This is a genomic window from Acetobacter ascendens, assembly GCF_001766235.1.
In the GTDB taxonomy this organism is placed as follows: Bacteria; Pseudomonadota; Alphaproteobacteria; order Acetobacterales; family Acetobacteraceae; genus Acetobacter; species Acetobacter ascendens.
Window position 1 is genome coordinate 514,128 of sequence record NZ_CP015164.1, and the last position, 20,984, is coordinate 535,111.

Here is a 20,984-nt window from a genome sequence, read left to right on the forward strand (position 1 = left end):
GGCCGCAGATATGTATGTAACGATAAAACCATGCCAAATCTGCCTGTCTGCAATGCAGCGTCTCTAACCGTGCAAGGTTGGAGCGCATGAACGAAATTGTCGTTACCGCGCTTAAAAAGCCGTATACGTTTGTGGTGCTTTCCATCCTGATTCTGGTGTTCGGAATCAGGGGGATATTTAATACGCCTACAGACGTATTTCCCAGCATTCGTATTCCTGTTGTGGCAGTGGTCTGGACCTATACGGGCCTGATGCCTGAAGATATGTCTGGCCGCGTGGTATATTATTACGAACGCGCCCTGACCGCGACCGTGAATAATATCGAGCATATCGAGAGCCAATCGTATTACGGCCGTGGGATTGTGAAGATCTACTTCCAGCCCGGTACGGATACATCTGTGGCGCAAACCCAGATTACCTCGGTATCGCAGACAGTTATCAAGCAGATGCCCACGGGTTCCACACCGCCATTGGTGTTGGCTTATAACGCATCTTCTGTGCCGGTTATCACGTTGCAGGTGTCTTCCACCTCCATGACGGCCTCACAGATTTACGATATGTCCTCCAACCTTATCCGCCCTGCGCTTGTTTCCGTGGCGGGGGCTGCCATTCCCAACCCTTACGGGGGGCAGCCGGGCAATATCATGGTGGATCTGGACCCGGTTAAGCTGCTGGCGCATCGGCTTTCCCCGGTGGATGTCTCTCGTGCGCTGAACAGCCAGAATATTGTGCTGCCTGCGGGTGATCAGCGCATTGGCCCGTTTGACTGGATGGTTCAGACCAACGCCTCTCCCAAAAACATGGAAGAGCTGAACATGATCCCCATCAAACAGGTGAGGGATGCCGTGGTGCGCTTGCAGGATGTGGCGTGGGTGCATGCAGGCGGGCCGCCGCAAACCAACCTTGTGCTGGTAAAAGGGCAACAAGGCGTTTTGATCGTCATCATGAAAAGTGGTGATGCCTCTACGCTGGATGTTGTGGCGGGGGTTAAAAAGCTGCTGCCGGGCATTGTAAAAACCCTGCCTGAAGGCGTGAGCATCAAAGTGTTGAATGATGCCTCCACCTTCGTGAAGGAATCCGTGCAGGATGTGGTGCGTGAAATGCTCACTGCCGCATGCCTGACAGGGCTTGTGGTGCTGCTGTTTCTGGGGTCTTGGCGGTCTACTGTTATTATTGCCACCTCCATTCCGCTGGCCATGCTCTGCTCTGTTATCGGGCTGGGATGGGCCGGGCAGACCATCAACGTCATGACACTGGGTGGCTTGGCGCTGGCCGTGGGTATTTTGGTGGATGACGCCACGGTGATGATCGAAAATATCGATGCGCACCTTGAGATGGAGAAGGATCTGGAAACGGCCATTATTGATGCCGCCAACCAGATTGTTATTCCCACCTTTGTGTCCACCATGTGTATCTGCATTGTGTGGATGCCGCTGTTCCAGCTTACGGGTGTTGCGGGCTGGCTGTTCATGCCGATGGCCGAAGCCATCATTTTTGCCATGATCGCCTCTTTCATTCTGTCCCGAACACTGGTGCCCACTATGGCCAAATACATGCTGGCGGCACAGGTGGCGGCCCATGCGCATGGGCCGCAGGAACCCAAAACCATTTTTGGCCGCTTTCAGCGTGGGTTTGAGCGCAAGTTCGAGCAGTTCCGGCACCGGTATCACGAATTGCTTTCGCATCTGGTGGCAACGCGCGGCACTTTTGTACCGGTGTTTGTGCTGTGCTCTCTTGGCTCCTTGGGGCTGCTGTTCTTTGTGGGGCAGGATTTCTTCCCCGAAGTGAACTCGGATGCCATTGCCCTGCATATGCGTGCGCCCATTGGCACAAGGCTGGAGGAATCCGGTAAGATTTCTCAGTTAGTGAATGATGAGATCGAACGCACACTGCCGGGGCAAGTAGAAGGGCTGGTTGATAACTGCGGCTTGCCATTTAGCCCGCTGAACCAAGCCTATATTCCAACGCCAACTGTGGGCACGCAGGATTGCGATATTACGGTTTCTCTTAAAAATCCGGCATCTCCTGTGGCGGAATATCGGCGGCTTTTGCGCCATAATCTGAATATGAAATTCCCCGGCACACAGTTCTCCTTCCTGCCGGGGGATCTGACAGCTAAAATCCTGAACTTCGGTCTGCCATCACCTATTGATGTGCAGGTGATTGGGCGCAACCTGTCGGAAAACTTCCGTTTTGCGAACCGTCTGGCAGAACGCCTGCGCCATGTTACGGGCCTGACAGATGTGTTTGTGCAACAGCCCATGACCACGCCGACACTTATGGTGAATACCCGCCGAACCTATGCATTGGGCACCGGTATTACAGAATCCGATGTAGCCAATAACGCACTGGTTTCTCTGTCTGGTAGTTCTCAGGTGGGGCAGGTGTACTGGCTGGATACCAAAACAGGTGTCTCGCATCTGATTGATATTCAAACACCGGCACCTTTCCTCCAAACCATGAATGATCTGGAAATCACGCCTGTTGATAAAGGGGATGGCAACCCATCAGGCCAAGACCCGCAAATTTTGGGTGGTTTGAGCAAGATTGATCAGATTGGCACCCCGGCGGAGGTGGCGCATTACAACATCATGCCGGTGTTTGATATTTACGCCACAAACGAAGGGATAGATCTTGGCACTGTCTCGCGCGAGGTTTCGCGTATTGTAGATGAAGCGCAGGGCGATCTGCCTCATGGTTCCTCCCTCAGCGTGCTGGGGCAGGCTATCACCATGAACAGTGCCTATGTGCAGTTGCTGGGTGGCTTGGCCATGTCTGTGCTGCTGGTTTACCTGCTGATTGTGGTGAACTTTCAGTCTTGGCTAGATCCGTTCATCATCATCACCGCATTGCCCGGTGCGCTGGCTGGTATTTCATGGAGCTTGTTTCTTACGCACACCACGCTTTCTGTGCCTGCGCTTACAGGGGCTATTATGTGCATGGGCACCGCCACGGCTAATGCCATTCTGGTGGTGGCCTTTGCGCGTGAACGGCTGGAAGAGCACGGTGATGCCATTAAGGCCGCGTTGGAAGCTGGGTTTGAGCGTATTCGCCCCGTGCTGATGACAGCCTCTGCCATGATTATTGGCATGTTGCCCATGTCTTTAAGTAATTCGCAAAACGCACCCTTGGGTAAGGCAGTTATGGGCGGCCTGATAGTGGCAACTGTTGCCACTCTGCTGTTCGTGCCCTGCGTATTTGCCATGCTGCACACACGTAAAAAACCGCATGAAACCGAACAAGAGGAAGCTGCCGCATGACCCAAGAGCATCCAGACGCTTCAGGGCCTCAATCTCCCACGCCGGCTGGCAGCACACGTAAACGCAAGATCGGGTTTGTGGCTGTTGGTGGGGTTGCCATCCTGCTGGCAGTGGTGGGTATTGTTCAGCGCCACACGCAGTATGTTAATCTGGCGCATGAAACGGCACATAACGCTATTCCATCCGTGCAGGTTATCTTCCCCCAGCCGGGGCCAGATGAACGCACGCTTTCCCTGCCAGCCAATATAGCCGCGTGGTATCAGGCGCCCATTTATGCGCAGGTCTCTGGCTATGTGAAAATGTGGTACAAAGATTTTGGCGCCAAGGTGAAGGCAGGCGATGTGCTGGCCGAAATTGATACACCGGGATTAGATGCCCAGTTTGCCGCTGCCAAAGCCAACCTGAATGTGGCGCTGGCGCGGTACAAGCTGGCCCAGATTACAGCAAAACGCTGGAAGGCCCTGCAGGGTACGCAAGCTGTTTCTCAGCAGGAAGTAGATGTACAGGCAGCGAATGCCGAGGCCCAGAAGGCCGAGGTAGAAGCCGCCCAGCATGATGTAGAACGTTATGCCGCGCTGGAAGCATTTAAGAAGATTGTTGCGCCGTTTGATGGCGTTGTTACATCGCGCTTGGCGGATGTGGGGGATTACGTCAACGCCGGACGTGGGGATATAGATGCCCACGGCAATGCTACCGAGCTGTTTAGTGTGGCAGATGTGCATGCCATGCGTGTGTTTGTGGCCGTACCGCAGGATTATGCAGATATTATCTCCCCTCGGTTGGAGGCGGATTTAAGTATTCCGCAATATCCTGAACGCACCTTCCGGGCGCATTTTCTGGCTACGGCATCGGCCTTTAATGCCTCCACCCGTACCGTCACAACAGAATTGACGCTGGACAATAAATCCGGAGAGTTGTGGCCTAATTCCTATGCCACTGCCACGTTCCATGCTCCCGGTGATACGGAAGAACTGATTCTACCATTGGGCGCCATTGTATTCAGAGCAGAAGGTACGCAGGTTGCGCTGGTGGATGATACCAACCACGTGCATCTCGTAAGCGTCACACTGGGCACCAACTTTGGCACAACAGTGCAAATTCTGCGCGGTGTGAAAAAAACGGATCGGGTTATTAATAACCCATCCGCAGGCCTGCTGGATGGGCAGGAAGTACGCATTGTTAAGGGCACGCCCGGCTATAACCTGCCTAGCACGCCGCCTGCGGCCAAAAAAGCAGAACCCCAAAAGCCAGTTCCTCCCACCAAATCATCCGAACAGGAGGAAGGAGATGACACCCGCGCAATGCCCGATGACAGCGCGGATGCCTCTGAAGCTGGGGCCCGCCCATGAGGAAGGGGAACATTCTGCCGCGTAACGTCACACATATTCTATTGGTAGGGGTGGCTACATCAGCCTTGGTGGGCTGTGATATGGCCCCGCGCTATAAGCCTGCGCAGTTTGTGCTGCCTGATAACTGGAGCGGGCAGGGCGTAATGAAGCCTGCACATCCATCGGATAGCGCCATGCGTCCGGATTGGTGGACAATGCTGGGTGATCCGGTGTTGAACCAGTTGGAAGATCAGGCCATGCGTCTGAACCCGGATTTGCAGGCGCAGGCAGAAGCGTTCATGCAATCGCGCGATATGGCGGCGGAAGCCAAATCTCACCTCTATCCGCAGTTGAATGGCGCGGCGAGCGGGGAAAAATATAAAGGCTCACAACACAGGCTCTGGCATGAGGCCGGGGCAACCGGGCCGATGTATATGTCGTCCGAGCAGTATTCGGCCACCGCAACGTGGGAGCCGGATTTTTGGTCTGCTATCCGCAACCGTATCCGTATGGCCAAGCAGGGTGTGCAGGAAGATGCTGCCAATTATGCCTCAGCACGTTTGAGCCTACAGGCAGAGCTGGCATCGGATTACGTTATTCTGCGCGGGTTAGATGCGCAGGATGCGGTGTACAAGGATTCCATCCGGTATTACCAAACAGCCGTGCAGGTTACGCGCATGCGTCTGGCCGGGGCAATTGCTCCGGGTATGGATGTTTCCCGTGCAGAAGCCCAGCTTTACACCACACAGGCGCAGGAAACAGATATCCGTACCCAGCGTGATGTTATGGAACATGCCATTGCTGTGCTGGTAAATCAGGCTCCGGCCTCGTTCCACATCGCGCCGGTTACAAAGCTGACGTTTGAAGAGAAAGAGCCACCCATAGCGCTGCCTTCTACCTTGCTAGAACGCAGGCCGGATATTGCTGCGGCAGAGCGGCGTATGGCCCAGGCCAATAGAACCATAGGCGTATCTCGCGCGGCGTTTTATCCGCACGTTACATTTAACGCCATGACAGGCTTTATGGATAACGGGTTCGATCTGGCCTCGCTGTACAACGCCATGTACCAGTTTGGGGCGCAAGCTGTGCTGCCGTTGTTTCAAGGTGGTCTGCGGCGAGCAGAATTGCAGCGCACATGGTCAGGCTACCGGCAAACGGAAGACCTTTACCGTGCCACGGTGCTGGATGCTTTTCAGGAAGTGGAAGACAACCTAACGCGCACCAACCGTTTAAAAACGCAGGTGAAGCAGGAAAGTAACGCTGTAGATGCGGCCTTGCGCACGCAGGGTATGACGATGGTGCTATATACTGGCGGGCTCACCAATTATTTGGATGTTGTGGTGGCGCAGGTGGCGGCGTTGAACGCGCGCATTTCATTGGTGCAGGCGCAAACCCGGCAGGTGGATGCACGTGTGCAACTTGTGCGTGCCCTTGGGGGCGGGTGGTCTCGTAGCCAATTGCCGCATGGTGAGGAAACCATCATGCCTTTCAAGCCCTTGCAATATGAAAATCTGCGGCATGCAGCCCCATTGGGCGGCATTAGCACCCAGACAGATCCGGTTTCCAATGATCTGACAGGCGGCATGAAAAACACACAACCACTTGACACACAGCCAGCGCCCCGGTAAGCGCGGCACTTCTGATCGGAACGCGGGAGATTCTTGTCTGCGCCCTGTGCGTGGTGCGGAATCGGAAGAACCGCGGTCCGGGTTCATTTTGAGGAGTCCCGGATATGGCCAAAAAAGTTGTTGGCTACATCAAACTTCAGATCCCCGCTGGTAAGGCTAATCCTTCCCCGCCGGTTGGTCCGGCACTGGGTCAGCGCGGTCTGAACATCATGGAATTCTGTAAGGCATTTAACGCCAAGACCCAGGGTCTTGAGCCGGGTATGCCGATTCCGGTGGTTATCACCGCATATGCAGACCGTACGTTCAGCTTCATCACCAAAACCCCGCCGAACACTTACTTCCTGCTGAAGGCCGCCAAGATTTCTAAGGGCAGCCAGACAGTTGGTAAGGGTGGCAGCGTTGGTAAAGTGACCATGAGCCAGCTTCGTGAAATTGCTGAACAGAAACAGCAGGACATGAACGCAAACGATCTGGATGGCGCAGTGCGCATGCTGGTCGGCTCTGCCCGCTCCATGGGCATCGATGTGGTGGAGGGCTAATCTATCATGGCAAAGAACAAGCGTCTCGCCGCTGCGCGTGCCAAGGTTGAAGCTGGTAAAGTTTACGGTGTTGATGAAGCTGTTGCGCTGGTAAAAGGCAATGCAACAGCCAAGTTTGACGAAACCGTTGAAATTGCACTGAACCTGGGTATTGACCCACGTCATGCAGACCAGATGGTTCGTGGCTTTGTTTCCCTGCCGAATGGCACGGGCAAAACCCTGCGCGTTGCCGTGTTTGCACGTGGCCCGAAAGCTGAAGAAGCTCAGGCTGCTGGTGCAGACATCGTGGGTGCAGAAGACCTGATGGAAAAAGTGCAAGCTGGCGAAATCAACTTCGACCACTGCATTGCTATGCCTGACATGATGGCCCTTGTGGGTCGTCTGGGTAAGATCCTCGGCCCGCGTGGGCTGATGCCGAACCCCAAGCTGGGCACCGTGACCATGAACGTAAAGGGCGCTGTTGAAGCGGCTAAGTCTGGTCAGGTTGAATATCGCGCTGAAAAGAGCGGTATTGTGCATGCTGGCGTTGGCAAGGCTTCCTTCAGCGAAGATAAGCTGGCTGAAAACGTGCGTGCATTTATTGATGCCGTGCAGAAGGCCCGTCCGTCTGGCGCAAAAGGTGCTTACATGAAGAAGGGCGCTCTGTCCTCCACCATGGGCCCGGGCGTTCAGTTGGATCTCTCTGCCTTCGCTGGTTGAGAAAGAATGACGCTGCGCCAGCTTTCGGGTTGGCGTGGTGCATGAAGGGGTGGTTACGGCTGCTCCTTCTTCCTGTCCGAGACCGTGCGCAACTTCGGTTTTAATCAGCCTTCGGGTTGGCGAACGGTAAGACGGGAATGCTGGTTACAGGTCGTATTTACGGCACGCCAGATATTCCGTTTCAAGGACAGGCGAGCGGGTTTCGTTATGTATAGCGAAACCTAAAGGGCAACCCGTTCTGTTGGGCGCAAGCTTGATGGAACAAGACGGAGACGGGATTTGAACCGTACGGAAAAGAAGGCCTTTATCGCCTCTCTGGCCACCGTTTTCGCCCAGACGTCCATGGTTGTAGTCACCCGTAATGACGGGCTGACTGTGGCTGCTGTGACGGAACTGCGGCGTAAGGTGCGTGCAGCGGGTGCGAACTATAAGGTCGCTAAAAACCGGCTGGCAACTCTCGCCCTGGATGGGACCCAGTTCAACGGCATCGCGCCGCTGCTGCAAGGCCCGACCGCGCTTGCGTGGTCTGAAGACCCTGTGGCTGTGGCTAAGGCTGTCGTTGAGTTCGCCAAAACAAATGACAAGCTTGTGCTGCTTGGTGGTTCTCTTGGTTCTCAGGTGCTGGACGCCGATGGAATCAAGGCTCTTGCCGAGCTGCCGTCTCTTGATGCGCTGCGCGCGCAGCTCGTGGGTCTTATCTCCACGCCAGCTACGCGTATCGCCAGCGTTACTCAGGCGCCGGCAGGCCAGCTTGCACGTGTTTTTGGGGCCTATGCCAAAACGGGTGAAGCTGCCTGATTTCATTCCTTCATATGAGGGGATGTTAAAGAATTTTGCGCTGCCTTCGTGCTTGAAGGTTGCGTTCTGCTAACCAGTATCTATATTAGGAAGTCAAACTATGGCTGATCTTGCTAAGCTTGTTGACGAACTGTCCGCTCTGACCGTTCTTGAAGCTGCTGAACTTTCCAAGCTGCTCGAAGAAAAATGGGGCGTATCTGCTGCTGCTCCTCCTGTAGCAGTTGCTGCTGCTGCACCTGGTGCTGCTGCTGCTCCGGCTGAAGAAAAAACCGAATTCACGGTTGTTCTGGCTGGCGCTGGCGACAAGAAGATCAACGTGATTAAGGAAATCCGTGGCATCACCGGTCTGGGTCTGAAAGAAGCCAAGGATCTGGTTGAAGGTGCACCGAAGACCGTTAAAGAAGGTGTCAGCAAGGACGAAGCTGACAAGATCAAAAAGGCTCTTGAAGGCGCCGGGGCAACCGTCGAAGTCAAGTAAGTTTGCCAAATTTCTGATGCAAGGCATCGGAGAAATGGGAAAAAAGGTTTTCGGGTGGGGCATTGTGCCTCTGCCCGTTTGCCTGTTTCGGGTTGATCTGAAACAGGAGCCGGGTAAAACCGGTATGGGCTTGAGACCAAAATTAGGTCGGACCATCAGGCTCGCGGGACGACCACGGGCATGATGGTCCGAGATAAATGGGCGGGGCAGGAGCGACGATGAACGCAATCACTAAATCGTTCACAGGACGGAAGCGGATTCGCAAAAGTTTCGGGCGGATTCCCGAAATCGCCCCGATGCCGAACCTGATTGACGTGCAGCGTGCGTCTTACGAGACATTCCTTCAGGCGAATGTATCGCCTGATGCGCGTACTCCAACAGGTTTGCAGGAGGTATTCCGTTCCGTTTTCCCCATCAATGATTTTGCGGGGCGGGGGCGTCTGGAATTCGTCAGTTACGAATTTGAAGAGCCTAAATATGATGTGGAAGAATGCATTCAGCGTGGCCTGACGTATGCGGCACCGTTGAAGGTTATTTTGCGCCTTATCGTGTGGGATGTGGACGAAGATACGGGGTCTCGTTCCATTCGCGATATTAAGGAGCAGCCAGTCTATATGGGCGATATGCCGCTCATGACAGACAACGGCACCTTTATCGTAAACGGTACAGAGCGTGTTATTGTCAGCCAGATGCACCGTTCACCCGGTGTGTTCTTTGATCATGATAAAGGTAAAACGCATTCTTCCGGCAAATATCTGTTTGCTGCACGCGTTATTCCTTACCGTGGTTCTTGGCTAGACTTTGAGTTTGACGCCAAAGATCTGCTTTACGTTCGTATTGACCGTAAGCGTAAGCTGCCTGTCACTACGCTGCTGTATGCGCTTGAAGGCGCAGCATCTGAAGCTGCACGCAAAGCTAAGGCGGCGGAAGGTGGTGATGTTGACTCTATGGAAATCAAGGGGATGGATGCCAATGAAATCCTCTCTTATTTCTATAATGCTGTCACATTCATAAAAACAGCCAAAGGCTGGGCCCGTCTGTTTGATGCGGACTCTTTCCGTGGTCTTAAGCTGCTGGCGCCGCTGGTGGATGCAGAAACCGGTGAAGTGGTGGCGGAAGCCGAAACCAAGCTGACGGCCCGTATGGTGCGCAAGATCGCGGAAAAAACGCGTGAAGTGCTGGTGGGTGAGATCGATCTGCTTGGCCGCTACATCGCTCATGATATCGTCAATATGCAGACTGGCGAAATCTATGGTGAGGCAGGTGAAGAAATCACCGAGGCACGCCTTGCTGCTTTGGAAGAAGCTGGCATTACAGAACTTCCTTTGCTGGCGATTGATGCAGCTAACGGCCCGTGGATCCGTGATACCCTCACAGTAGATAAAAACAGCAGCCGTGATGAAGCGCTGATTGATATCTACCGCGTGATGCGCCCCGGTGAGCCGCCAACGGCTGAAACCGCCGAAGCCATGCTGAATGGCCTGTTCTTTGATCCTGACCGCTATGATCTTTCCGCCGTTGGTCGCGTGAAGATGAACATGCGTCTGGACATGGATGTGCCAGATACAGTGCGTGTGCTGCGTAAAGAAGACATTCTGCGCACCATTAAAACACTGTGCGACCTTAAAGATGGTCGCGGCCAGATTGACGATATTGATAACCTTGGTAACCGCCGTGTTCGCTCGGTTGGTGAACTGATGGAAAATCAGTACCGCATTGGCCTGCTGCGTATGGAACGTGCCATCCGTGAGCGCATGGGTTCTGTGGATATTGATACGGTCATGCCGCATGATCTGATCAACGCCAAACCTGCTGCCGCTGCTGTGCGTGAGTTCTTCGGTTCTTCCCAGCTCAGCCAGTTTATGGATCAAACCAATCCGCTGTCTGAAGTCACGCACAAGCGTCGTCTATCAGCGCTTGGCCCGGGTGGTCTTACCCGTGAGCGCGCAGGCTTTGAAGTGCGTGACGTTCACCCAACGCATTATGGCCGTATCTGCCCAATTGAAACGCCGGAAGGCCCGAACATTGGTCTGATCAACTCTCTGGCAACCTATGCCAAAGTCAACAAATATGGCTTTATTGAAACGCCTTACCGCCTGGTGAAGGACGGCGTGCTGCAGGATGGCTGGAAGTACCTCTCCGCTATGGAAGAGGAAAAGCTGGTTGTTGCGCAGGCCGATGCCAAGGTGAACGATCAGGGTGCTCTGACAAGCGATCTGATCTCCGTGCGCCGTAACGGTGATTTCCGTCTGGTTCCACCAACGGAAGTAACGGCGTGTGACGTTTCTCCCAAGCAGTTGGTGTCTGTTGCAGCAGCGCTGATTCCGTTTCTGGAAAACGATGACGCGAACCGTGCACTGATGGGTTCCAACATGCAGCGTCAGGCTGTGCCGCTGGTGCGTTCTGATGCACCGCTGGTTGGCACAGGCATGGAAGCTGCTGTGGCGCGTGATTCCGGTGCAACAATCGTCGCCAAGCGTGATGGTATTGTTGACCAGATTGACGGTGCCCGTATCGTGGTGCGTGCAACAAACGCAACAGGCTCTACGCAGGGTGTGGATATTTACCGTTTGCGTAAGTATTCCCGTTCCAACCAGTCTACCTGTATCAACCAGCGACCTCTGGTGCATGTTGGTGACAATGTGCGGGCTGGCGATATTATTGCCGATGGTCCTTCCACGGAGCTGGGTGAATTGGCGCTGGGGCGTAACGTGCTGGTCGCGTTTATGCCTTGGAACGGTTACAACTTCGAAGACTCCATCCTGATTTCCGAACGGATTGCCAAGGATGACGTTTTCACCTCGATCCATATCGAGGAATTCGAAGTTATGGCTCGTGATACCAAGCTGGGTCAGGAAGAAATCACGCGTGATATTCCGAATGTGGGTGAAGAAGCCCTGCGGAACTTGGATGAAGCCGGCATTGTTTATGTAGGTGCCGAAGTTAATCCGGGTGATATTCTCATCGGTAAGGTGACACCAAAGGGTGAAAGCCCGATGACACCAGAAGAAAAGCTTCTGCGTGCTATCTTTGGTGAAAAAGCCTCCGATGTGCGTGATACGTCTCTGCGTCTACCGCCTGGCACGTCTGGCACAATTGTAGATGTGCGCGTGTTCTCTCGTCGTGGTGTGGATAAAGACGAACGCGCCATGGCTATTGAACGTGCGGAAATCGAACGTCTGGCTAAAGACCGTGACGATGAACGCGCTATTCAGGAACGTTCTTTCTATAGCCGTCTGCGTGAAAAACTGCTGGGGCAGGTTGCTGGAGCTGGGTTCAAGGGTATTCGCTCTGGAACCGAGATCACAGATGCTGTTCTGGATGAACACCCGCGTGCTACGTGGCGCCAGATCGTTGTTGCTTCTGACAGCGTTATGGCAGAGCTGGAAACCCTGCGGCGTGAATTTGATGCGGCTATTGCTCGCATTCAGGCACGTTTTGAAAGCAAGGTTGAAAAGCTGCAGCGTGGTGATGAACTGCCGCCTGGCGTGATGAAGATGGTCAAGGTCTTTGTGGCTGTTAAGCGTAAGCTGCAGCCTGGGGATAAAATGGCCGGTCGTCATGGTAACAAGGGTGTGGTTTCCCGCGTTGTTCCTGTTGAAGACATGCCATTCCTGGAAGACGGCACAGCGGTTGATCTGGTGCTGAACCCACTGGGTGTGCCTTCACGTATGAACGTGGGGCAGATTTTGGAAACGCATCTGGGTTGGGCCTGCGCCAAAATTGGCCGTGGCATCGGCGATATGGTGGATGAATACCAGCGTAATGGCGAAAAACGTCAGGAACTGCTGGACCGCCTGAAAGATGTGTATGGGGATAAGGTTTACAGCGAAGACATTGCGAACATGAGCAATGATGAGCTGGTTGAACTGGCCAATAACCTGCGCAAAGGCGTGCCGATTGCAACGCCAGTGTTCGATGGTGCTTCCATTCCGGATATTGAAGCCATGCTTGAAAAAGCTGGTGTGAATAAATCCGGTCAGTCTCAGTTGATTGACGGGCGTACGGGTGAGCCGTTCGAGCGTAAAACAACTGTTGGCTACATCTACATGCTCAAGCTGCACCATCTTGTTGATGACAAGATTCATGCACGCTCTATTGGCCCATACTCGCTGGTTACACAGCAGCCTCTGGGTGGTAAGGCGCAGTTTGGTGGTCAGCGCTTTGGGGAAATGGAAGTGTGGGCGCTAGAAGCATACGGCGCAGCTTACACTCTGCAGGAAATGCTGACTGTGAAGTCGGATGACGTTTCTGGCCGAACCAAAGTTTATGAATCCATCGTGCGTGAGCAGGATGGTTTTGAGGCCGGTATTCCGGAAAGCTTTAACGTTCTGATCAAAGAGCTGAAGTCTCTGGGTCTGAACGTAGAACTGGAGCAGGGGGCCGAGTGACGGTGAATTTCGCCACCACCATCCGTTCTTATTTCAAAGGGGAGGTCGGGGTAGAAACCTCGGCTCCCCGTTTCCCGCTGGGGGCTTCGGCACATGAATGAGCTCATGAAAATTCTTGGCCAGACCGGCCAGGCGATGACATTTGATCAGATTAAGATTCAACTGGCATCGCCCGAACAGATCCGTTCCTGGTCTTATGGCGAAATCAAGAAGCCCGAGACCATCAACTATCGTACGTTCAAGCCAGAACGGGATGGTCTGTTCTGTGCGCGTATTTTTGGTCCGATCAAGGACTATGAATGTCTTTGCGGTAAATACAAGCGGATGAAATTCCGCGGTATTATCTGCGAAAAGTGCGGTGTTGAAGTTACGCTGGCCAAGGTGCGTCGTGAACGCATGGGCCATATTCAGCTTGCCAGCCCCGTTGCCCATATCTGGTTCCTGAAGTCTCTGCCCAGCCGTATCGGCCTGATGGTTGATATGACGCTGAAAGATCTGGAAAAGGTGCTTTATTTTGAAAGCTACCTGGTTCTGGAACCTGGCACGTCTCCGCTAAAGCAGTATTCCTTGCTGACGGAAGAACAATACCTTGATGCCATGGATGAATATGGCGATGAAGGTGTTGAAGTCGGTATCGGTGCAGAAGCCATTAAAAAGGTTCTGGAGCGTATTGACTGCGACGCCGAAAAGGTAGAGCTGCGCCAGGAACTCAAGGAAACAACTTCAGAAGCCAAGCGCAAGAAGCTGGTTAAGCGTCTGAAGCTGATTGAAGCGTTTGCAGAAAGTGGCTCCCGCCCAGAATGGATGATTCTGGATCTGGTCCCGGTTATTCCGCCGGATTTGCGTCCGCTGGTGCCGTTGGATGGTGGTCGCTTTGCAACGTCTGATCTGAACGATCTGTATCGTCGCGTTATTAACCGTAATAACCGTCTGAAGCGCCTGATGGAGTTGCGTGCGCCCGATATTATCGTGCGTAATGAAAAGCGTATGCTGCAGGAAGCTGTGGATGCGCTGTTTGATAACGGGCGTCGTGGCCGTGCGATCACGGGTGCTAACAAGCGTCCGCTGAAATCCCTGTCCGATATGCTTAAAGGTAAGCAGGGGCGTTTCCGTCAGAACCTGCTGGGTAAGCGCGTCGATTATTCTGGTCGTTCCGTTATTGTGGTGGGTCCAGAACTTAAGCTGCACCAGTGCGGTCTTCCCAAGAAGATGGCATTGGAACTGTTTAAGCCGTTCATCTACGCCAAGCTGGAAAAATACGGGCACGCGACCACCATTAAAGCAGCAAAGCGGATGGTGGAAAAAGAGCGTCCGGAAGTTTGGGATATTCTTGAAGAAGTTATCCGTGAACACCCGGTTATGCTTAACCGTGCGCCTACGCTGCATCGTCTGGGTATTCAGGCGTTTGAACCGGTGCTGGTTGAAGGTAAAGCTATTCAACTGCATCCGCTGGTCTGCACCGCGTTTAACGCAGACTTTGACGGTGACCAGATGGCCGTGCACGTGCCGCTGAGCCTTGAGGCCCAGCTTGAAGCACGTGTGTTGATGATGTCCACCAACAACATCCTCAGCCCGGCAAATGGTAAGCCGATTATCGTGCCTTCTCAGGATATCGTTCTGGGGCTGTATTACCTCAGCCTCGAAACACCTGAATTCAAGGTTACGCCGGATCGTTGTGAATATGACGAGACAACAGGTGCTCTGACCAAAGAAGGTGCGCCGTCTTTCTCTTCTATCGGCGAAGTGGAATACGCACTGAGCGCCGGTGCGCTGAAGCTGCATGATAAAATTCGTGCACGCTTCCAGAAGGTCGGTGCAGATGGCAAGGTTACTTACGAAACAGCCGTGACCACGCCTGGTCGTGTGCTGATTGCGCAGATCCTGCCGCAGCATGAAGCTGTGCCGTTCTCCCTTATCAACCGTCAGCTTACCAAAAAGGCTGTGTCTGACGTTATTGATACGGTGTACCGTCATTGTGGTCAGAAAGAAGCTGTTATCTTCTGTGATCGTCTGATGGCTCTGGGTTTCCGCCACGCTGCTAAGGCCGGTATTTCCTTCGGTAAGGATGACATGATCATCCCGCCCGAAAAGAAAGAATTGGTTGATCGCACGGCTGCCGAAGTAAAAGAGTTTGAACAGCAGTATCAGGATGGTCTGATCACGGCTGGCGAACGCTACAATAAGGTGGTGGACGCATGGTCACGTTGCACGGATGAAGTGCAGGCGGCCATGACCAAAGAAATTTCTCGTCAGGAAGTTGGCAAGCAGATCAACTCCGTGTGGATGATGAGCCACTCCGGGGCTCGTGGGTCGCCGGCTCAGATGAAGCAGCTGGCCGGTATGCGTGGTCTGATGGCCAAGCCATCTGGTGAAATTATTGAACAGCCGATTATCGCCAACTTTAAAGAAGGTCTGTCGGTTCTCGATTACTTCACCTCTACCCATGGTGCACGTAAAGGCTTGGCTGATACCGCGCTGAAAACCGCTAACTCCGGGTATCTTACCCGTCGTCTGGTGGACGTGGCGCAGGACAGCATCATTATTGAAGAAGATTGCGGCAGTGAACGTGGTCTGACGGTGCGCGCAGTTATGGATGGTGGTGAAGTTGTCGCTTCTCTATCCGAACGTATCTTGGGCCGTACTGTTGCTTCCGATGTAGTGGCTCCAGGCACCAGCGAAGTGATCGTTCCACGCAATCATCTGATTGATGAAGCTGATGCGGAACGGATTGAAAAATCCGGTGTGGAAACGGTTCATATCCGTTCTGTGCTGACCTGTGATAGCCGCGTTGGTGTATGCGGCCATTGCTATGGGCGTGATCTTGCGCGCGGCACACCGGTAAACATCGGTGAAGCTGTGGGTGTTATCGCCGCTCAGTCCATTGGTGAGCCCGGCACACAGCTGACAATGCGTACCTTCCATATTGGTGGCGCGGCGCAGCGTGGTGCGGAACAGTCCATGATCGAAGCCTCTCGTGATGGCCAGGTTGTGATCCGTAACCGCAACGTTGTTCACAACAGTCAGAACGTGCCGATTGTGATGGCACGTAATTGTGAAATTCTGCTGTCTGATGAAAACGGGGTAGAAAAAGCCCGTTACCGTGTGCCGTATGGTGCACGCCTGCTGACAGAAGAGGGTGCAAAGGTTGCACGCGGTCAGAAGCTGGCTGAGTGGGATCCGTACACCCTTCCGATCATCACGGAAAAAGCTGGTAAGGTTGAATACCTGGATCTGATTGACTCCATTACGCTTGTTGAGCGTATGGATGAAGTGACAGGCCTGACATCCAAGGTGGTGGTTGACTATAAGCAGGCAGGTAAGGGTGTGGATCTGCGTCCACGTCTGCAGCTTAAAGCTGCCAACGGTGATGTGGTGAAGCTGGATAATGGTGCAGATGCCCGTTACTTCCTCTCCCCCGAAACGCTTCTGTCCGTTGAAAACGGCACGGAAGTGAATGCCGGTGACGTTTTGGCCCGTCTGCCGCGTGAAGGGTCCAAAACCCGTGATATTACGGGTGGTCTGCCGCGCGTAGCTGAACTGTTTGAAGCACGTCGGCCAAAAGACCATGCGATTATCGCGGAAATGGAAGGTCGCGTTGAATTCGGGAAGGATTACAAGTCCAAGCGCCGTGTTATCGTGAAAAACGATGAAACGGGTGAGGAACAGGAATACCTAATCCCGAAAGGCAAGCACATTTCCGTTCAGGAAGGTGACTTCGTGGAAAAAGGTGATCCGCTGGTCGATGGTCCGCGGGTGCCCCACGATATCCTGAAGGTGATGGGTGTAGAAGCTCTGTCCGATTACCTGATCAACGAAATTCAGGATGTGTATCGTCTTCAAGGTGTGAAGATTAACGATAAGCATATTGAAGTTATTGTGCGCCAGATGCTTCAGAAGGTCGAAATTCTGGAGCCGGGTGACACGACGTATCTGATTGGCGAAACCGTTGACCGTATTGAGTTTGAGGCTGAAAATGCCAAGAGCATCAAAGCAGGTGAGCGACCAGCCCAGGGTATGCCGGTGCTGCAAGGTATCACTAAGGCCTCTCTGCAGACACAATCCTTCATCTCTGCGGCATCGTTCCAGGAAACCACACGTGTGCTCACAGAAGCTGCTACGGCAGGGAAAGTGGATAAGCTGATGGGCCTGAAGGAAAACGTGATTGTTGGGCGTCTGATCCCAGCAGGTACGGGCAGTGTTATGAAGCGTCTGCGGGCCATTGCGGCAGAGCAGGATCGCCAACGTGTTGGGCGTTCCGCGGCCGAATAAACGTTGCAAATATGCTTCATGAAGGAAGGATCAGGGGAAACCCTGGTCCTTTTTTCATGTACAGCACATGCAATTCTTTAAGAATCGCAGGGTAAAACTTGACTCCCAGCGGGGGGAGGGTTAGGTAGCAGCCCTCAGCTCTGGATATCCCTGTGGATAGAAAGAGCAATTAGGTTTTCTGTGTGAGTCTAGCATGCGGTTGGCTTCCGGGGTGGAAGCGGGGCCGGATGCCAACATAGCCCCATACAGGCAAATGCCTGATGGGATCTTTTTTAATGAAAGTCGGCAGTCAGAAATAATGGCGGTCGGCCGAACTGTGTAAGGATCGGGAAAGGCGCATGTCGACCATCAACCAGCTCATTGCCAAGGGGCGCAAGCCTGCGGTCAAGCACAACAAGGTGCCCGCGCTGCAAGGATGCCCCCAAAAGCGCGGTGTTTGTACCCGTGTTTATACCACGACGCCAAAAAAGCCGAACTCCGCACTGCGTAAAGTCGCTAAGGTGCGTCTGACGAACGGTTATGAGGTGGTCAGCTATATTCCAGGTGAAGGTCATAACCTTCAGGAGCATAGTGTTGTGCTGATCCGCGGCGGTCGTGTGAAGGATTTGCCGGGTGTGCGTTATCACATCCTTCGTGGTGTTCTGGATACGCAGGGTATTGCCAAGCGGCGTCAGCGTCGTTCGCTGTATGGCGCCAAGCGTCCGCAATAAGAGGAAGAACAGGTATGAGTCGCCGTCATCGCGCAGTAAAGCGCGAGATCCTTCCCGATCCGAAATTCGGAGATATCGTTGTCACGCGTTTCATGAACGCGCTGATGTACGATGGTAAGAAGTCTGCTGCAGAAAGAATCGTATACGGAGCGCTGGATGCCATGGTGCGTCGTAGCGGTAACGGTGCGGATGCAGTGGTTCTGTTCCACAGTGCGCTGGATAACGTAAAGCCGGCTGTTGAGGTGCGTTCTCGCCGTGTTGGTGGTGCAACCTACCAGGTGCCGGTTGAAGTTCGCGCAGACCGCCGTCAGGCGTTGGCGATCCGTTGGGTGATTGATGCTGCGCGCAAGCGTGGCGAAAACACCATGCAGGATCGGCTTTCCAATGAGCTTCTGGATGCCGTCAACAATCGTGGCGCAGCAGTGAAGAAGCGGGAAGACACCCACCGTATGGCGGAAGCTAACAAAGCATTCAGCCACTATCGCTGGTAATGAAAGAAGCTGCTGCATTTCCTCTTGCAGTGAGTTTGCAGGGCTTATAACAACTGCATCCCGAATGGTTTTTGGGGCATGGAGTAAAAAATGGCTAAGGCTAAATTTGAGCGGAATAAACCGCACTGCAACATCGGCACCATTGGTCACGTTGACCATGGTAAGACCTCTCTGACGGCTGCGATCACCAAGACGCTTGCTGCTAAGGGTGGCGCTGAATTTAAAGCGTATGACCAGATCGACGCTGCTCCGGAAGAACGCGCTCGCGGCATCACCATTTCCACGGCTCACGTGGAATATGAAACCGACAAGCGTCACTACGCGCACGTTGACTGCCCCGGACATGCTGACTACGTGAAAAACATGATCACGGGTGCAGCGCAGATGGACGGCGCTATTCTGGTTGTGTCCGCAGCTGACGGTCCGATGCCGCAGACCCGCGAGCACATCCTGCTTGCTCGTCAGGTTGGTGTGCCTGCTCTGGTTGTCTTCCTGAACAAGGTTGACCAGGTTGACGATCCAGAACTGCTTGAATTGGTTGAAATGGAAGTGCGTGAACTTCTGTCTTCCTACCAGTTCCCAGGCGACGATGTGCCGATCATCAAGGGTTCCGCTCTGGTAACTCTGGAAGATGGTGATCCGGAAATTGGTGCAGACCGCGTTCGTGATCTGATGGACGCTGTTGACTCCTACATCCCGCAGCCGGAGCGTCCGGTTGACCGTCCGTTCCTGATGCCGATCGAAGATGTGTTCTCCATCTCTGGTCGTGGCACCGTGGTAACGGGTCGTGTAGAACGCGGCGTGATCAATGTTGGTGACGAAATTGAAATCGTTGGTCTGAAGCCGACCACGAAGACAACCGTAACCGGCGTTGAAATGTTCCGTAAGCTGCTTGACCGCGGTGAAGCTGGTGACAACATCGGTGCTCTGCTGCGTGGCACGAAGCGTGAAGATGTGGAGCGTGGTCAGGTTCTGGCAAAGCCAGGTTCCATCACGCCGCATAAGAAGTTCAAGGCAGAAGCTTACATCCTGACGAAGGAAGAAGGTGGTCGTCATACACCATTCTTCACGAACTATCGTCCGCAGTTCTACTTCCGTACGACTGACGTGACGGGTGTTGTGCACCTGCCGGAAGGTACCGAAATGGTGATGCCGGGCGACAACTGCGCTATGGAAGTCGAGCTGATTGCTCCGATCGCCATGGATGAAGGTCTGCGTTTCGCTATTCGCGAAGGTGGCCGCACGGTTGGTGCTGGCGTTGTTTCCTCCATTATCGAGTAATCGATAGAGGATATGAGCCTAAGTGGCCCCGACCGATTGATTTTGGTCGGGGTCTTACTTGGCGGCCGGGATTCCCCGGATAAGTAAAGTGTTGGACTAAAAAACAAATGGACAACCAGAACATCCACATTCGCCTGAAAGCGTACGATCATCGGGTGCTGGACAACAGCACGAAAGAGATCGTGAATACGGCGAAGCGTACGGGTGCGCGGGTTCGGGGTCCTATCCCGCTTCCTACGCATATCGAACGGTTTACGGTTAACCGTTCTCCTCACGTTGATAAAAAGAGCCGCGAGCAGTTCGAAATTCGAACTCATCGCCGTCTGCTCGACATTGTTGAGCCCACTCCGCAGACCGTGGACGCTCTCATGAAGCTCGACCTCGCCGCTGGCGTTGATGTCGAGATCAAACTCTAAGGTCCAGACGATGCGCACCGGATTGATCGCAAAGAAGTTGGGTATGTCCCGACTGTTCAAGGAAGATGGCACGCATGTGCCTGTTACCGTCTTGCATGTTGATGATGTGCAGGTGGTTGATGTCCGTAACCAGGAGCGGGATGGCTACGTAGCTGTTCAGTTGGGTATGGGTAAAGCCAAGGTGAAAAATGTAACCAAGCCGAATCGTGGGCATTTCGCTCGCACGAAAGTAGAGCCCAAGCAGGCTCTTCGTGAATTTCGTGTAGCTGATGATGCCGCTCTTGAGGTTGGTGCTACCCTTTCAGCTTCTCACTTTGTTGTTGGCCAGAAGGTTGACGTTACAGGTGTGAGCAAAGGTAAGGGATTTGCTGGCGCAATGAAGCGCTGGAATTTTGCTGGTCTTGAAGCCACGCATGGTGTGTCTATTTCGCACCGTTCGCATGGTTCGACCGGTAATCGCCAGGATCCCGGCAAGACCTTTAAGAACAAGAAGATGGCTGGTCATCTCGGTGATGAACGCGTGACCACCTTGAATCTGGAAATCGCAGCGGTCGATCCGGAAAAGAATCTGATCATGGTTCGTGGCTCCGTGCCAGGAGCGAAGAACGGTGTTGTTCTGATCCGTGACGCCATTAAAAAAGCCCGCCATGGTGACGCGCCTTATCCGGCCGGCCTCGTGAAGGCGGAGGGCTGAGG

Annotated in this window: 14 protein-coding genes; all 14 read left to right on the plus strand. The window is 53.7% G+C overall.

Annotated features, from left to right (window positions below; all coding sequences use genetic code 11):
- Positions 1-86: 86 nt before the first annotated feature.
- The 14 genes from A4S02_RS02535 (at position 87) to rplC (ending at position 20,982) form a co-directional block, all read left to right on the plus strand.
- Entirely contained in the window at positions 87-3,260 is a 3,174-nt protein-coding gene (locus A4S02_RS02535) for an efflux RND transporter permease subunit (RefSeq protein ID WP_070322859.1), read from the plus strand.
- Positions 3,257-4,609, plus strand: coding sequence for an efflux RND transporter periplasmic adaptor subunit (locus tag A4S02_RS02540; RefSeq protein WP_070322860.1), 1,353 nt, complete (start codon positions 3,257-3,259; stop codon positions 4,607-4,609). Before A4S02_RS02535 ends, A4S02_RS02540 begins: the two co-directional genes overlap by 4 nt.
- A complete protein-coding gene (locus A4S02_RS02545) occupies positions 4,606-6,216 on the plus strand; it encodes an efflux transporter outer membrane subunit (protein WP_070322861.1) in 1,611 nt (536 codons plus the stop codon). The genes A4S02_RS02540 and A4S02_RS02545 overlap by 4 nt, the downstream gene beginning before the upstream one ends.
- Positions 6,217-6,320: 104 nt before the next feature.
- Positions 6,321-6,755 carry a 50S ribosomal protein L11 gene (gene rplK / locus A4S02_RS02550; RefSeq protein WP_019090038.1) on the plus strand — a complete coding sequence of 145 codons (435 nt, stop codon included), beginning with the start codon at positions 6,321-6,323 and terminating at the stop codon, positions 6,753-6,755.
- Between the two features lie 6 nt (positions 6,756-6,761).
- Positions 6,762-7,454 carry a 50S ribosomal protein L1 gene (rplA, locus tag A4S02_RS02555; RefSeq protein ID WP_070322862.1) on the plus strand — a complete coding sequence of 231 codons (693 nt, stop codon included), beginning with the start codon at positions 6,762-6,764 and terminating at the stop codon, positions 7,452-7,454.
- A gap of 279 nt (positions 7,455-7,733) precedes the next feature.
- Positions 7,734-8,252, plus strand: coding sequence for a 50S ribosomal protein L10 (gene rplJ, locus A4S02_RS02560; protein ID WP_019090040.1), 519 nt, complete (start codon positions 7,734-7,736; stop codon positions 8,250-8,252).
- A 100-nt stretch (positions 8,253-8,352) separates the two neighbouring features.
- Positions 8,353-8,730: a 50S ribosomal protein L7/L12 gene (gene rplL / locus A4S02_RS02565; RefSeq protein WP_070322863.1), complete on the plus strand. Its 378-nt coding sequence runs from the start codon at positions 8,353-8,355 to the stop codon at positions 8,728-8,730.
- A 218-nt stretch (positions 8,731-8,948) separates the two neighbouring features.
- Positions 8,949-13,121 (plus strand): DNA-directed RNA polymerase subunit beta, encoded by a 4,173-nt coding sequence (rpoB, locus tag A4S02_RS02570; protein WP_070322864.1) that lies wholly within the window; start codon positions 8,949-8,951, stop codon positions 13,119-13,121.
- Positions 13,122-13,214: 93 nt separating this feature from the next.
- Positions 13,215-17,390 carry a DNA-directed RNA polymerase subunit beta' gene (rpoC, locus tag A4S02_RS02575; protein ID WP_019090044.1) on the plus strand — a complete coding sequence of 1,392 codons (4,176 nt, stop codon included), beginning with the start codon at positions 13,215-13,217 and terminating at the stop codon, positions 17,388-17,390.
- A 338-nt stretch (positions 17,391-17,728) separates the two neighbouring features.
- A complete protein-coding gene (gene rpsL / locus A4S02_RS02580) occupies positions 17,729-18,100 on the plus strand; it encodes a 30S ribosomal protein S12 (RefSeq protein ID WP_070322865.1) in 372 nt (123 codons plus the stop codon).
- Positions 18,101-18,114: 14 nt separating this feature from the next.
- The gene (rpsG, locus tag A4S02_RS02585; RefSeq protein ID WP_006116053.1) at positions 18,115-18,591 is read left to right on the plus strand and encodes a 30S ribosomal protein S7; all 477 of its coding nucleotides are present in this window, start codon (positions 18,115-18,117) and stop codon (positions 18,589-18,591) included.
- A 90-nt stretch (positions 18,592-18,681) separates the two neighbouring features.
- On the plus strand, positions 18,682-19,872 hold the full coding sequence (tuf, locus tag A4S02_RS02590; RefSeq protein WP_019090046.1) for an elongation factor Tu: 1,191 nt from the start codon (positions 18,682-18,684) through the stop codon (positions 19,870-19,872).
- A 107-nt stretch (positions 19,873-19,979) separates the two neighbouring features.
- On the plus strand, positions 19,980-20,288 hold the full coding sequence (rpsJ, locus tag A4S02_RS02595; RefSeq protein WP_070322866.1) for a 30S ribosomal protein S10: 309 nt from the start codon (positions 19,980-19,982) through the stop codon (positions 20,286-20,288).
- Between the two features lie 10 nt (positions 20,289-20,298).
- Positions 20,299-20,982: a 50S ribosomal protein L3 gene (gene rplC, locus A4S02_RS02600; RefSeq protein WP_003622704.1), complete on the plus strand. Its 684-nt coding sequence runs from the start codon at positions 20,299-20,301 to the stop codon at positions 20,980-20,982.
- Positions 20,983-20,984: the final 2 nt, after the last annotated feature.